Source organism: Alteromonas sp. 38, assembly GCF_902506055.1.
In the GTDB taxonomy this organism is placed as follows: domain Bacteria; phylum Pseudomonadota; class Gammaproteobacteria; order Enterobacterales; family Alteromonadaceae; genus Alteromonas; species Alteromonas lipotrueae.
This window is the reverse complement of the sequence record NZ_LR733300.1, coordinates 855,633-870,676: the sequence shown is the minus strand read 5'-3', so window position 1 is coordinate 870,676 and position 15,044 is coordinate 855,633. Positions and strand designations below refer to the sequence as shown.

Annotated in this window: 14 protein-coding genes; 4 read left to right on the top strand and 10 right to left on the bottom strand. The window is 40.2% G+C overall.

The window, feature by feature from the left end:
- Positions 1 to 18 precede the first annotated feature (18 nt).
- From FLAVO9R_RS03735 to FLAVO9R_RS03725, 3 genes are all read left to right on the top strand, one after another.
- Positions 19 to 726, top strand: coding sequence for a phage tail protein (locus FLAVO9R_RS03735; protein WP_232370571.1), 708 nt, complete (start codon positions 19 to 21; stop codon positions 724 to 726).
- Positions 684 to 1,679, top strand: coding sequence for a hypothetical protein (locus FLAVO9R_RS03730; RefSeq protein WP_159528877.1), 996 nt, complete (start codon positions 684 to 686; stop codon positions 1,677 to 1,679). Before FLAVO9R_RS03735 ends, FLAVO9R_RS03730 begins: the two co-directional genes overlap by 43 nt.
- Positions 1,680 to 1,914: 235 nt before the next feature.
- Positions 1,915 to 2,439, top strand: coding sequence for a DUF421 domain-containing protein (locus FLAVO9R_RS03725; protein ID WP_013785336.1), 525 nt, complete (start codon positions 1,915 to 1,917; stop codon positions 2,437 to 2,439).
- Positions 2,440 to 2,467: 28 nt separating this feature from the next.
- On the opposite strand, the gene FLAVO9R_RS03720 is transcribed toward FLAVO9R_RS03725, so the two are convergent.
- Positions 2,468 to 3,667, bottom strand: coding sequence for a helix-turn-helix domain-containing protein (locus FLAVO9R_RS03720; protein ID WP_159528875.1), 1,200 nt, complete (start codon positions 3,665 to 3,667; stop codon positions 2,468 to 2,470).
- Positions 3,668 to 3,866: 199 nt separating this feature from the next.
- On the opposite strand from FLAVO9R_RS03720, the gene FLAVO9R_RS03715 reads away from it, so the two are divergent.
- Positions 3,867 to 4,781: a DUF2306 domain-containing protein gene (locus FLAVO9R_RS03715; protein ID WP_159528873.1), complete on the top strand. Its 915-nt coding sequence runs from the start codon at positions 3,867 to 3,869 to the stop codon at positions 4,779 to 4,781.
- A gap of 481 nt (positions 4,782 to 5,262) precedes the next feature.
- On the opposite strand, the gene FLAVO9R_RS03710 is transcribed toward FLAVO9R_RS03715, so the two are convergent.
- The 9 genes from FLAVO9R_RS03710 to FLAVO9R_RS03670 form a co-directional block, all read right to left on the bottom strand.
- The gene (locus FLAVO9R_RS03710) at positions 5,263 to 5,811 is read right to left on the bottom strand and encodes a restriction endonuclease (protein ID WP_159528871.1); all 549 of its coding nucleotides are present in this window, start codon (positions 5,809 to 5,811) and stop codon (positions 5,263 to 5,265) included.
- 34 nt (positions 5,812 to 5,845) lie between these two features.
- Complete coding sequence (locus FLAVO9R_RS03705; protein WP_159528869.1) at positions 5,846 to 6,514, bottom strand: hypothetical protein; 669 nt, start codon at positions 6,512 to 6,514, stop codon at positions 5,846 to 5,848.
- 622 nt (positions 6,515 to 7,136) lie between these two features.
- The gene (locus tag FLAVO9R_RS03700) at positions 7,137 to 7,442 is read right to left on the bottom strand and encodes a hypothetical protein (RefSeq protein ID WP_159528867.1); all 306 of its coding nucleotides are present in this window, start codon (positions 7,440 to 7,442) and stop codon (positions 7,137 to 7,139) included.
- A 257-nt stretch (positions 7,443 to 7,699) separates the two neighbouring features.
- Complete coding sequence (locus tag FLAVO9R_RS03695) at positions 7,700 to 7,963, bottom strand: hypothetical protein (protein ID WP_159528865.1); 264 nt, start codon at positions 7,961 to 7,963, stop codon at positions 7,700 to 7,702.
- A complete protein-coding gene (locus FLAVO9R_RS03690; RefSeq protein WP_159528863.1) occupies positions 7,950 to 9,560 on the bottom strand; it encodes a TnsD family Tn7-like transposition protein in 1,611 nt (536 codons plus the stop codon). The genes FLAVO9R_RS03695 and FLAVO9R_RS03690 overlap by 14 nt, the downstream gene beginning before the upstream one ends.
- Positions 9,557 to 10,471: a hypothetical protein gene (locus FLAVO9R_RS03685; RefSeq protein ID WP_159528861.1), complete on the bottom strand. Its 915-nt coding sequence runs from the start codon at positions 10,469 to 10,471 to the stop codon at positions 9,557 to 9,559. Before FLAVO9R_RS03685 ends, FLAVO9R_RS03690 begins: the two co-directional genes overlap by 4 nt.
- A 4-nt stretch (positions 10,472 to 10,475) precedes the next feature.
- Positions 10,476 to 11,771, bottom strand: a complete 1,296-nt coding sequence (locus tag FLAVO9R_RS03680; protein WP_159528859.1) for an AAA family ATPase — start codon at positions 11,769 to 11,771, stop codon at positions 10,476 to 10,478.
- Positions 11,764 to 13,971 carry an integrase catalytic domain-containing protein gene (locus FLAVO9R_RS03675; RefSeq protein WP_159528857.1) on the bottom strand — a complete coding sequence of 736 codons (2,208 nt, stop codon included), beginning with the start codon at positions 13,969 to 13,971 and terminating at the stop codon, positions 11,764 to 11,766. The genes FLAVO9R_RS03680 and FLAVO9R_RS03675 overlap by 8 nt, the downstream gene beginning before the upstream one ends.
- Positions 13,959 to 14,861: a TnsA endonuclease N-terminal domain-containing protein gene (locus FLAVO9R_RS03670; protein ID WP_159528855.1), complete on the bottom strand. Its 903-nt coding sequence runs from the start codon at positions 14,859 to 14,861 to the stop codon at positions 13,959 to 13,961. The genes FLAVO9R_RS03675 and FLAVO9R_RS03670 overlap by 13 nt, the downstream gene beginning before the upstream one ends.
- Between the last annotated feature and the right edge of the window lie 183 nt (positions 14,862 to 15,044).

Genomic DNA, 15,044 nt, shown 5'->3' with positions numbered 1-15,044 from the left:
ATAAAAAGGAAATTAATCATGAATAAATTTACGTGTTGGATTATTGGTGCGGCAGCAGTAACTGGGTCTATGTTCACTCCTCATGCCATAGCATGCCCATCCATTCCGACCATTGCGCAAATGTGTGTGGTAGGTTTTAACTTCGCCCCCCGAGGATGGGCGCTTGCAAACGGCCAATTCTTACCCATTTCTCAAAATACTGCTCTGTTTTCACTGATTGGCACTAACTATGGTGGTGATGGCCGAACAACGATGAAGTTACCCGATGCCAGAGGGCGTGTTTTAATTGGCGCAGGTCAAGGACCTGGCTTATCTAACTACAGGCTGGGGCAGACTGGCGGTGTTGAGTCAGTAACTCTGACAATGCAAAATATGGCTAATCATAACCACAGCGCCACATCCACCGCGGACATTACTGTGGAGATCACTGGTACGCTACAATTAGCAGGTGCTAGCGGCAGAGCAAATCAAGCCTCTTTAAATGCAAATACCATGGCCAGAACGAGTGGTTCTACGCGAGTTTATGTGGTGGCAAATGGTGATGTTCCTGTTGTTGATATGCATGCGGATAGTATTGTGGTTACTTTGCCAACAATTGACGTTAATGGCACAGGCGAGACAACACTTGGAGATGCCGGTGGCAATCAACCACATGAAAATCGCGCTCCCTCATTAGCGATGTATTGGATAATTGCGTTGGAAGGAGCATACCCATCAAGAAGCTAGCACATTCATATATTGCATTGCTTTGTCTGCTGTCAGCAGGAAAGGCTATTGCTGATACACAGAAAACTGTTGATTCGTCGTTGTGGACAGAACAAGTAAATCAAGCGCAAACACTAGAACAGCAAGGCCAACGTGTTCAAAGTGTGGCTTTGCTTAAGAAGTTTGCTGATGCTGGCAATGGGTTAGCGCAATTTAGCTTTGCATGGCGCACTAAATTAGGTTCCAGTGAAATAGCTGCCAATCGCTCCCTTGCGTGTGAGTACTTCGTTAAATCTGCGCAATTAAATATTCCTGTGGGGGCACAAGAGGCTGGTCATTGTTATCGCGACAATATAATAACTAGTTCACAAAGCAAACATACACAGCTAGCGAAGCGGTACTATCAAATTGCTATCGACAATGGTTTAGTTGCTAGTTATTGCGATATAGCTGCGTTACAACAAAGTAAGCCAACAATAGAACTTAATCAATTGGTTGCTCAGTGCGAACAGGTCGCTGTGCAAGGCGCTGTTTATGCCCAAGAAATTCTCGTGGATATTTACGCAAATACCAAAGGTATTAATAATAATGAAAAAGCGATTTATTGGTTAAAAATTGCTGCTGATAAATCGGCTAAGTCGGCTTATCGCTACGCGCTAACCCTACATCAATCGGGGCAGATCAAACCTGAATTGATTCGTTACTATTTTGAATCAGCAGCATCTAAAGGGTATATTCCCGCCTACTTAGAGACAGCGGCTTTGTATTATAACGCAGCTACCGAAGAAGTATCTGATGACAACGCTGGGGCACTCATTGCAAAAGCCTATTTGTGGTCTAAAGCGTGGCAAGTCAGGAATCCTCAGGTTGAAGTCCCAGAATGGGTTATACAAATAGGTCAGCAAATACCGACACAGTGGAAAGTAGAACTTGACCAGAAAGTGACAGAGCACGTTAGTCTCTATCCGGTTTAAAGGGTAATGGTTTTAAGAATTAATTGTAAAGACCTAGCGCTAGATATTTTGGGATCGCAATTGATAGAACCGGCAAGCCCTCTCCCCTACTCTTTCCTCACTTATACTGGAGGCCATGAAGGCTATTGACCTCCAACCCACTACCCTTTGCACACTAAACAATATGAAAAATACTAATCTCTTTACTCACTAGCAGGGTACAAACATTGTTAACAGCCACGTGAAGGAATACATCATGTTTAGCGCCATCCCTACCCTAGATTTACTGCTAAAAGGCTTACTGTTAACCACCATGGGGATGTTCTGGGTGGTGCTGCTGGTACGCGTGAACGGGTTGCGTTCCTTTTCTAAAATGACCAATTTTGATTTTGTGATGACAGTAGCGGTAGGTTCATTGCTAGCAAGTGCGTCTCAAACTAATAGTTGGAGCGCGTTTTTTCAGGCAATGATTGCTATGGCAGCATTGTTTTTAGTGCAGTTCGTCACTGCCCGATTGCGCAGACGTTCCGATAAAATTGAAGCACTTATGCAGAATACCCCTGTTATATTGATGCGCGACGGTGAAATTATCGATTCTGCGCTAGCCGAAACGCGGGTCGCCCGTAGCGATCTCATGGCAAAGCTTCGAGAGGCGAACGTGCTTAACATGCAGCAAGTGAGAGCGGTAGTACTGGAAACCACCGGCGACATTTCTGTGCTTCACGGCAACCATTGTGCAGATGACATGCTAGAAGGCACTAAAACTATTGGTCATCGATGATTCTTAGTGTAAATCTGAACTTCTGTTTTTATAGGATTGGCACACTACAATTCATTGTGCTTCCCTGCTTCCTATATTCATTTGGCATTTGCCCTGAAATCGCCTTAAACACCCGATTAAATGTTGCTAAGGACGAAAACCCGCTCTCTAGCGCGATTACCAAAATGCTCCACTGCTGACATTCGTTGCTTCGTAACAATTGCTTAGCGTGTTTTACCCTGAACTGATTTACGAAAAGGTTGAAGTTGGCAGTAGCAAAATAGCCTCTGATGGCCTTGCTTACTTTGTATTCCGACGTGTTCAACGCTTGCGCTAAATGAGCAATTTTTAAGTTTGGCTGCAAGAATATTTGTTCTTGATGAATTAACCTATTTATTCCTTTCACAATAGACATATCAATGGCTTCATCTTGTTGTATTGCGTCGCCCTCGCTGCAAGTGCTAGTGAGACAAGAAGAAGCAGACATGCCGCCATTTAATGATTGACTAGGTGTGTCAGCGTTAACTTGATTTCGTGGTTCATTCTGTTGTTGTTTTATTATTTGGCCGCTAAGTTGAACACTCATTTTTTGCGCGTGAACCACGTACTGAATAGCGCCAAGAATTAGCATTGCCGAAGAACATATTAACCAGGGTGCGTAATATTCAATTTCTGTGGGCGTGAATAGAAACTTAGGTAATATTGAAGAATTAAATAAGCCAAGGAAAAAGGCAGTGGCAAAGACAATCGACTGGCGCTTTTGGATGTTATTTTTGCTCTTAAACCCGCGTAAAGCTTCCCAAAATGACAACGCTAAAATGCTTGATGAAAGCAAGGTCGTAATTTCATTCATTCCCTGTTTAAGTTTAAGCATCTGTGCTTGGTTTAGCAGGTGTGGAATATCGCTCGATACTACTAAGTGCCACGTTTGATTAAATATCACTAATCCTGCAATCACAAATGCTACCACAATATGCCTACGACTTAAGGGCTTGTGCTCTCGAAATAGCGTTCTTGCAATTAACCAAACCACATTGCATGTCGCACAGGTTGCTAGCCCAATAACATATTGATATACACCAAGGGTATCAGCACTTAATTTCTGCGTGGCCACCATGCAAAGGGACGCACTAAATATAGCGACTAAATAGTTTACCAATTGCTTATCTTTTTTGAGTGCATGAGTAAGCATTATGCTCAAACTACAGCACACTAAAAGGTAATAAGGTAACTCGTTATGCCATGACACAGGGGTTGCACGCCTTGATAGGTAACACTTTCACCATTGTAAGAACAATTGCCCCACGGCACAAAATAACTTTGTTAAGGAGTATGTCAAAACCGCTAATTTAAGGTATTCATTTTTCGAATTTGAGAAGAGTGAGCCCTTATTTTCTATACGATAGAGGGATATTAGAGGGCAAAGCATTTATTCAAGAGGCAAAGATATGTTGGCGAAAAGTACCTTAGCACCGGTTTCTCATAAACCTGAAACCCCAACTCCCGATCCACTAACACCCACTACTGCGACACCCACTAGCTTATCAGCCGCATCGAAACTTTATGAGGCGAGTCAGAAAATAGCATTTTCTTGTTTGCTCATCGCACAAGCTTTTTTTGTTAGTTATCTGATTGCAGGCTATGGCTTTACAGGTGTGACTGTTGGAGTATCTCAATGGAATCGCTTTAATAGCACGGCCTATGTTGCGGGCGACTCACTTGGCAATGGGATGTACGCCGCGCATGTTTTATTGGCGATAGTAATGATTATTGGCGGAAGCTTGCAGCTAATACCAGCCATTAGGCGTAACTATAAAACGTTTCACAAATACAATGGCCGGCTTTTTGTCACTCTTGCGTGCAGTATCTCGCTAGCGGGCATGTATCTCCTGTTATCTCGGGGTACCGTTGGGAATCCTTTACTACATGGGTTAACGGCTTTTTCGGGCGTGATGGTGATTGTCAGTAGTTTCTTTGCGATTCGTGCCATAAGAAACGCTAACGTGACGCTACATCAAAGGTGGGCGCTACATTTGTTTTTAGCCGCCAATGGCGTGCTCTTTTTTAGGTTATTCATATTCGCTTGGATGACACTTTTTGGCACTCTTGGCATTAATACTGCCGACTTTACTGGTCCTGCCGTAATAAGTGTCAGTGTGCTTTCTTATGTCGCGCCTCATATTATTGCGCAGTTAATTTGGGTGGTTAAAGTAACTGCTACCGACCGTGCTACTGATAATACCAATCGAGTATCCCTACTCAAACACCTAATAAGCGTAACGCTGCTTGTTGTCTCTGCTGTGTTTATTATCGGTCTTTTTGGCTTAACATTAGGGAGTTGGTATCCCGCCGTTGTCGCCTAGTTTTACCTTAGGAAACGACCCTAGGAAATGGGCCTAGAAAATAGAGCCAGAAAATAAACGAAGTGTAAATGTAGACTAAAAGTACTCTGACCCCATTTTTCCAATAATTTCGTCAAGCCTATACAAACGAAAAAGCCCTCAATCATAGAGGGCTTTTAAAGAGTAGATCGTGTTCGGCTTAGTGTTTACAGTAAATAAGTTGTTTAATGCGAACCAGTAAACAAAGGCTATCTAGAAAGCCCCTTTTGTAAGTAAGATGTTTACCAATATGACGATTAATAGCATCAAAGTATAAGGTGGATTAGGTGTAGTAGCTTATACTTGATCTTACACATTCATTTATAGATTTAGACACAATCTGACAGACGGCTTTAGACAAGGAGCGGACATTCAACGCCCTGTTAACAGGCAAAAAATAGTTGGTTAAAATTAGCGACGAAGGAGCAAAACCAACTGTTTTTTGTCCTTGTTTAACAGCTTGTTAGGGTTTGTTGGCTATATCAAAGAAATCATCTGCTTCAAGTTCTATTGCCCTAATAGAGATGGTTTCATTTTCAGCAGCTTCGATCTGCCACCCCATAAAATCGGGGAACTCTAAATATGCAGGCGGCTCAACAGGGTAAGCAGATCTAGTTTCATAACACGCATTACCTTCTGTAATTCTAATAAGGGCAATACCATGCTCTTTAGCATATTTAATTGCACCAGATTGAAATCCTGTTGTAGCGAAAAGCATCCCCTTTTGAGCACCTAAAGAACGAACTCGATCATGTAATATTTGAACTAAAGATCTAGGAATTGCATTTTTATGCTTTTTGCATTCAATTACAATTTTAAATTCAGCGCCTAGTGCTTCGAATACAGCCAAAACATCAATTTGATAAGTCCCGTCATGGGCTTCAAGTTTTACGTTGTGTTTAGCTTCAAAAGAAGTGAGCTTTTGCCCTGAATTCTCAATCCATTTTTGTACTAATATTTCAAAGTCTGTAGGTGATATATTTATTCCTATATCGGAAAAAAGTGATCTCAAAAGTTACTCCAAACTTATTTAAAACCCTAACGCCTCAATCAGCCGACGCGTTAGCGGTCGGATTCATTGATTTGTTAGGCTTTACTTCGATATTGGCATGATGGTTTTTGCTTTCACCCCATATATAATAAGCATTTGAAAACGCAGCTAATAACCCGCTCACCAAGACAAATATGGCAAGATATTTTGCTAATCTGTAATTAAGCTCGCCAGATTTTACACGCTTCCACTCATACTTTAGGAGAGGCTTACTAGCCTCCCTCAATGGTTCACAAGCTTTTCTCGCTTCGACCAATTCGTTTTTATGGTAATGCTCTCTAGTTTTATTAAGAGCTGATAGAAAAGTATCGTTTAAATCTTTACCTTTCGAATTTTTTTCACTGTCATTAATTCGAAAAATTATGTCATTGTATGATTCGTTGACTCTTGCATATATTTCTTCCACATCTCGGGCCATCTCGAATTTATCTCGCTCATCCTCCGAGCGCGCAGAATAATGAATATATAGCGTTGATAAATATGTAAGTGATGAAATATATCGCGCTATAGAATTTCTGAGAGAATTGATCCACTCCTGCCTAAATTCCGATATTTTGTTTTCTTTTGATGCAACGAGATTTGTGAACGCAAAGTATCCCGCAATTAGGGCAGCAAACATTGCCCCCAACAAAACGATGGCGTTTTTTCCGATTACTGCGTCCAATCTATGTTCTCCTTGAGAGCCTAACAATTTAATATAGCGCGATTTGCGCGTTTTTCTGCCGACGCATCGCTCACTTTTATACTTCCGCTATTAATACCAAACTAACTATCATATTGCTACATAAAGGAAAACTGGTGATCTGGATAAAATGATAAGAACAAAAACGAGCGATTGGGTCGTTTTCCTAAATATATAGGAAAGCCCTTTAACTTGTATATCCAAACAGGGGATTTACGCCTAAATAATCAAAAATATTTTAGTCAGCTATTTTAGTGAATACAGAAGGGTAGAATCAGTCGAGGGACTCCTGATCGCTCATTGACGTCAGTCAATTTTTCTAGTGCCAACTTCCGCTTTACGTACACAAGAGACTGTCAGCTTTAGTCGCATTCTGTTATTGAAAATGTCAGACTAGATAATGACTAATCCAGATTAGGCCAATTCCCTCCCTCGCTTCGTATCACAGAGCTGGGCTAAACCTGACAATCAGCTCTGTGCCAATTTCAGCTCATCACGCTCTAGTATGAAAACGGCAGTAAAGTACGCTTAAAAGACCCTGTCTCAGCAGCGATGATCTTGTGATCGGCCAGAAACAGTTATTCGCAATAATTTCATTAGAAAACTAACAGCGATCTGAGTTCAGACCAAACTTTTCGTCAGGGAGGTTATTTTCATCATCATCAAACATGAATAAAGATCTTTTGTGGTCTTTTAGAGCGAGAAGAGCAACTTTGAAACATCTTTCGCACAAATCGAGATGATATGTGTTTCCGTCTTCTTTCGATTTCGACCCGTAGCCCCATTTTGCTTTTAACTCACCAAATTCTTCAACTCGGCCTTCACCAACGTCTGTCATCACGCTTTCTTTGCAAACGTCACAGACACGATCAACGACAGTTTCAACTATTCTTTCTTCGAAAATTTTCATTCGTACACCTTACATTCACATTGATACCGCAATAAATTACTCATGGGTTCCTCAACGGACTGTGTTGACCATATGTTCCATTTTGGAACCCATGAGTCATTTGTGAAGACGTGTTTGCTCAACGTCTCTTGATCGCTCGTTGCTAACTATCAGATTTGGGCCAACCCTTCGAGAAAATATGTCAGATAGGATATGACCCACTATATATCAGGATTCGGAAAGTTCTAGGCGCTAGTGACATGGACTGGTTAACGGTTTCAGTCTCTGACTCTTTCCTTTTCATTTACCTTATCAACTAAAGCTATTTCAAACTCACCGGACATCAATTGCAGTTGCTCTAGCCCTGTTAATTTTTTTTCAGCTGCACTGCCAAGGTATGCCCATTGCTCAATCTGCTCGGTAACAGTTTTAGGGTATCTTTCTAAAGCTGCTTCAGCTTGCGTAATTAGAAAGTTGTCGATATGTATATCAACAGTACCTTCATCAGTTGACGCCTCTGCTTTTTCATTATTTTTTGACATTATCTATTCTCCTAGCATTGTGGTTAATTTTAAATTTAAGCTTGTCGTACATACGCTTACATTTGGTCAATTTGTCGAATTTGCATGTAAACCAACGATGATTACCAAATGCTTTGTCTAACGCATATTTACTAGGCAATTTATTGGTTGTTTCTAGTTGTTGTTTAAGGAAATCTTTGAATTTTGGAAAAAGGGATGTGTCTCGCTTCTCCCAAATTTTTGTACTGTGATTAGCATGGTTGCCTTGGATGGGAAACGTAGCATCAAGCCATTTTTTGTCATATTGATATGCCCAGTTCAAAGCATTTCCTTGACGCTCTTTTAATTCTGCTCGGTTAATTAAGCCACTACGATTTAGCTCCTCATTTAAAGTCGCTCTTACGGCATCCCGCTTTTCATACATTCTTAAATATTGACGCCATAGGCTTAGTCCATCAACAGACTGAACTACTCCAGTAATCGATGGTTCTGACACACCAAGTTTGGCTGCAATATCCTTACAACTCATATTTTCGATTGCCATTTTCGTTGCTTGTCGCTCTATATCAGCGGTGACAACTTGTTTTCGCTCAGTTGTTTTGACTCCAGTTCGGTTGGCTAATTGTTTTACATAGCCATGACTTACCTTAAGTCGTCTGCTTATCTCCGCAACGTTAAATTGATAACTTTGTAATAGCGCTATTGCTTGTGACTCAATGGTCTCAGACATCTTCAGGGGTTTAGGAGCAGGTATTGAGGGAGGCGATGATTCTTTGCGCAGTCCTTTTACTGCAAATTCGAGCAAAATAGGTTTCAATGGATGGATACTTAAATCTTGTTCGAAAACTATTCGACGAATACTTCTGGTATTCAACACATTGGGAACACAAAGCGCTTCAGCTACTTCAATACAACGTTCTATCACTACAGGCATGCGAATATGCATTTGCGATGTCAGCAGCCCACGGGTCTTAAATAGACTTCTAAAGTGTTGCTGGCCAGCATTTTCAATAGTGTTGCTACGTAGCAATTGCACAATATGCTTTGCAAACTCTATCTGGAGGGTATTAGCGCCTGAAGGAACAACAGATTGTATTGACTCAAAATAAAGCGGGAGGCGGTATTTTCTGGGGTTAAAAGGCACACTGGTTAATTCACTGCCATGTTTGTAGCATGCCCTAACACCCCACAATTGGTGTGACAAATGCCAAAACGCGATACCTATTTTAGACACGTCTTCTTTAGCACACTCAGGACAGTAATTACTTTTCGTTAATGAACCAAATGCCAACTGTGGTGAGCATGAAAGGTTTGCTATATTCATATCACCAGCGCCACACATTGACGCCTTCAGTGCGTCATGGCGGGCGTTATAAAGAATATGCAAAGGGTAAGCTGTATGGTTATGTAGAAGATGGTCTATGCCGTATTCTGAATGACGAGAGATATCCTGAATATGGCTAGGCAAAAGCTGATTTAAACACACCCCTTCATATCCGAACCAATCGCTCGCAGTATCTTTATATGAGACATCACCCCATAGCCAATGACACCGAGCAACATACGAAAACAAAGTTTCATCAGGTTGAATTCGCGGTGTGTACAAGATTCTACTCATGGTCGATATTCATGCATGTAGAAAAACTTAAATAACAAAAACATTAAAGGATGAATGCTGCCATTTTCAGACATCATAGCGCTGGCTTTGAATGCAATATTGTTAGCAGTGGTTTCAGCAGAACTTTGTAAATTTGGAAACAAAATAGTGAAGTACCGTTGGAGCGCACTTTGCCATTGCTTATTAAGAGCAACGCTCACTTTACTTGGAGAATGGGAATAGAAGCTACTCTCCATAAACACACGCTTGTGAAGTTCGACTTGCTCCCGCTGATAATCAACACCTCCTCTCATCAGCAGCTTAGTTTCCCAATCAAGCCAACGGTGAAAAAGTGTAATATGAGGGGTGCTAAAAGAAGATTTATCAAAAAAATCGCCTGAGCATTCAAACCCATTAAACTCGCTCACTAAACGTTGGCTCAGCGCTGAATTATGCTGATGGCAAATAAAAGCTGACATTGCTTGATGATCTGCTTTCCAGATAACAAAGCCCTTGGCTCTTACATCTTCATCATGGCACTTTGAGCAGTATTTTAGAGAGTGGTAAGGCATTAGTAGCTTTTCAGCATTAAACAGTACGCGTCCCGTTGCCTTGTCATTCAATTGATTTTTCATATGTACATCTAATACATCACGAGAGACGAATCCTTGCCAATATTTGCCCACCATATTATCAGTCAATACATCCTCGAATCTTTTTCTTCCATAGGCTTGTACGGCAAACTTCACTGCCCACCTTGGCATGGTCTCTCCTATCAAACGAGGACTTGATATTTGAAAAAGACTTAAAAATTCCTTTGGAGCAAAAAAATCCGCATACTCCATGAGTCGATAGAAATAGGTTGGAAAATACTCACCGGGTTTGATGTTAATATTCTCTAGCAGTATGGATGAAAGACTGGTGTTCAACATGAGATCACTCGTCCCCCATATCTAGGGCTTGAAGTCGTTTTATTCGCTCAATGCGTTCTTGGTTTTTTGAGTCCTTCTTTTGCGTATTTTTATCATCTATTTGTGCTGTTTTTTCCGCAGAAACGACTGGCGTGATATCAACATTAGGTAACTTTGGTTTAATCGATTCTTTGCGTATGTGAGTGGCCGCATGCGCTGTATACAAAGAATTAAATCGATTACTATTGGTCATACTCAAATTCGCAATTAGTATATGATTTACTAGACGCTTCAACTTGCTTATGTTCCCCTCGCAATAATAAAAAATTGCATGTTCAAACTCCTTATCAACTAACTTCTCGCTCATACCTAAAAAGTTCATGCTTAAGGCTTTAACCATTGTATTCCATGTTATGTGTTCAATAGAGTGGTCACTTAGAACAAACTTGCCATCACTGATTAAACGCCGTTCAGACTGCTCGCTCTGTTCAGGAGCACTGAAAAGGTCTCCAGCTTCAGGCGTACCAATGAATATCATTGGCACGCCTAAGTCGTTGAAAAATTCTTCTAAAAAAACATTAGTAACAACCTTGTTATCCTTCGTCGTTTTAGAGTTTAAAACCCATTGGACATCATCTATTACAAGTAAACCAAGGCCAACCATTCGACATATTTTAATGACATAAATAACCTGCTCACCAACAGTGTCTCTGCTTGGAAGCTTTGCAGTGAAATGACTATTGAGCTTTTTATCGATGGCATTAAGAATCGAAACTAAGAAAGCTTTTTTACTTGTCGCACTTTTAATATAAGTTTTTACGAACATGACTTGCGGTAGTCGTCTAAATCCAGTGCTTTCAGAAGGAGGATGAAAGTTATCAAAAGGATTAAGGGTTTCTAATATTTTATCATGAACGGTAGTTTTGCCATGCCCAGAGCGCCCCATACAAAGCATGGCAGTTCCTGCGTCTAGTAGAGTATTTGGTGCAGGCAAGTCTTTTACCGAAACCTCGCCGTTTTCAACTAAATTGAGATACTTATCGTAATCGTCTGTCTTAGGGTGGCGATTGAGATAACCAATAAGGATCATGTGATGAATTTGATTATACAAATCAAATGCATACTCTGGAGGAACATAGAATCGTTTAGCCAAACCAATACGTTTGGTACTGTTTGGTAATGTAGAATAATTGGGAGTAATATCGTCCCTTGCCGATAGTCGAGATATCAATTCAGATTCAGTTAGTTTCAGCATCTGAAGCGATGTAATAAATGGATTATCATCAATCCATTGTTCAAGCAGAAGGGTCGCTTCAGTCATCACTGCCTCCTTCGCTATTTGACGATGGAGTATCAAGGTCATCTGCGGATGAATCAATTGCACTAGTGCCAAACACATTTCGAGTTTCGATAACATCTCTGGCGTTTTCTGATTTCTGTGCTTGCTTGAAATTTTCCTGTATTCCGGCGACTATGCCTTTACGATCTGGAGGTCTGGTAGAAGTGTTTTCGTTTGATAACTCACGTTCTTCAGCGATCGATGCTTGCAAGGCAACGTTTGACATTCTTCGGTCTTTGCGATTGATAGACATCCTTTTCTTTTCGATTTGTTTTTGCTGTTTAATTTCTTCAGCAGTTAAGTCTTCAAACCTCTCATCATGTGACGCCAGTGTAAATTCGATGATTTCCGTGCCAAACTGCTTTGATAAATACCATGCGTAACGCGGGTCATTCTTGTTTACACGCACTTTTATTGAAGGCTTCGTCTGACCACGAAAGCCGATCTCTTGTTGCCAATCTTGGAAGCCTTTATGAGATGTTCTATATAAAAGCTCACTTGATAAAATGAATATACCGTCGAGGGATACTTTTGCTTCCTCTTGTTCCAACATCGCGTACATCACTAGTTTTTTGGGTCGGCGATTCCCGCCTGCCATTCTTTTAGAAATGTGCTTATTCCATAGCGCTAAAGGCGTCGGCTTAACTCCTTCAAACACATCAAAAGATTGTAACCGTGTGTGATTCATTCTTTGACGATTAAACGACAAAATCGATTCAATAATTAGTCGATTTAACGAGTCAATATCATGTATAGCGAAGTTTGAAGGGTGAACGGCATCTTTTGCAGGGTTCGGCTTTACACTCCCGTCCAATCGCTGAAACAGAATTTTGTCTTGAGAATCAAAGTTCACCTCTACAGTTCCCTTTCTCTTGCTCAAGTAGGAAGTCGCAAAGGTAATGGTTTCTAATTTTAAGTCTGCTGCCAGCATGGCATCATAAAGAGTAGTGGTATATTCACCCCCTCTATCGCAGAACAATCGTACGCAAACGTGTTGGCAAGGCCAATCTTCTTCATCGATTTGAATTCCGTACCTTGCACAAAAATCCACTTTATTTGTAAAAGCATTGTAAAGTGCTTTTTTAACCGCAGAAACGCCGCGCTGAAACGTAATGCAATAGCCTACGATAATCCCCGAAAAGGTATCAACTACGAAGTACAAGTACGGGCGACCAATCACCTCTTTATCTGTATATTCTCCCCTGCTGTTGATTCTCGATACCACGTAAATATTTAGTGTAGTGGCGTCAATTTCATATGTGTCACTTGGCCCAATAGAGTTTTCTTGTGCTTTACCGCGTGTAATGTCTTGGTTATTTTGAACTGCCTTTACACTCGTTTTAAGCTCTGCCCATTTCTTCCAATCAACATGTTTTTTAAAATGATCCGTAAATTGATCAATAGAAATATACTTACGAAAGTCAAGATAGCGCTCTTTATGTCCATATACGACAGTCCATGAATAACAAAGGCGTTGGCAAAACTCGCTATGTAATGACGTATATTTGTGATCAGAAACTTTAGATAAGTATTTTTTTATAAATTTTTTAATTCGCTTTATGTCTTCTTGCGTAGCATCTCGTCTTAAATATTCGTCTGAATCGCCTTTTGCGCCAATAAAATTTCCACCTCGTTTAGCTCTTTTCGCCTCAGCCTCTTCAATATTTAAAGGTAACTTTCGATTAGTTCCACAAAGATACTTTAGTGGTAATAGCGCTAAAGGATGAGAGCCAAATGCTAAATATTGATTGAGGTAGTTATATAACGACTGAGGAGCTATATTGGCTAGCTCTGCGTAAGCATCGAAAGATTTTCTGGATAAATCGCCTTTGATATATAATTCTATGTCATCAGAATCAATTAGTGGTTTTATTTTTGAATATCTATCAAACGCGGTGGATACGCGGCTTTCTGTGGCAGACAAATAGTGTTCAGACGTACTAAACGTATTAGGCGATCTTTCAAACATATCCCATGCACGCCCGTCGATGTCATCGCCAACTTTAACCAGAATAGGCTTAATAGGTTTTTTACGTTGTAGAGATAGCGCAACTACATTTGATTCAGGAAAAGTATACGCAACCGTATATTCTAGTTCTTTTTCATCTGTATTTTTAGCTTTTATGATTTCGTTAATTGAATAATCAAATGCCTTTTCTGTCGGAAGACCTACCATTCCCATGCGTAGTCCTCCTTAGCATTAAAAACAAAACTTGCATCAGCAAGCGGACGAAATAGATCTACCTGTAAGCCTTTGTGCCAGATGAGATACCAAAATACGCCGTATGTTTTTTCAGGCGAGATAGTCATTTTTTTGGATACCAGAAAAACCAAATCTGCCAATCGATGACGCTTTCTACCAGTAAGGAGTTCTAAAAAATGAACTTGAAAAGACTTAAGAATAATATGGGGAATATCAAGGTCACGATGCCTTCTAGCTATTGCAATATTTTTTACTAAATTCGGACTCAATGTCCAATGTGAAGATGTGATTAACCTATACTCTTGCTGCTTTTTATATTCCCAATAAACTTGTTCGATTTTTAACTTATCTATTGTTCGGCCAATAACCCTATCACCACCATCTACAATTAATATTTCATCATTGTATTTTAACGAGACAGCAATCTTTTTTATTTCACCTGTCATAATATCGACATATTGAAAATAAAAATCTGTAGTCATGATAGACGCTTGATACCCTTGATTAGCATCTTTTACCAATCCACGTTTTGGTGCAAAACGGGGATGGGCGATATTAAGACGAGTCGCAACCGCTAATGTTGTATCAACATCTATTAAAGGGTATTGCGTCTTTACCTTGGAGACATTTTTTAAATAACTGAGTGTCAATCCAAAATGCCGTTCCATGTCTGAAAAGTATTCATGACGTTGTGCATCTTGGCCTAGTTGCTCAGTTGAGGCATTTCCCATGCTTGAGAACTGACGAGCGGTTTTATACGGAATGTACTTACCTTCGAATTCTCTCCGGGTTACATAATCGTCAATTTTATTTTCAGTTAACTCAGTGACAGTTGGCTGTTTAATTTTAGGTGAATTTGCATTATTCATAACTTATTTTCCAGTGGCTACAAATCGGAAAATAGTCTCGAATAACGAGAATGACAAGGAAAAGCATAAAAACCACGAGAAGTTATTGGTAAAGACAATAAATTCGTTGAAAACAACAGAAAATACTAACTACAAACAACTAAAATATGTAATTATTTAAGGTTTTTATTAATAAAAATGAGG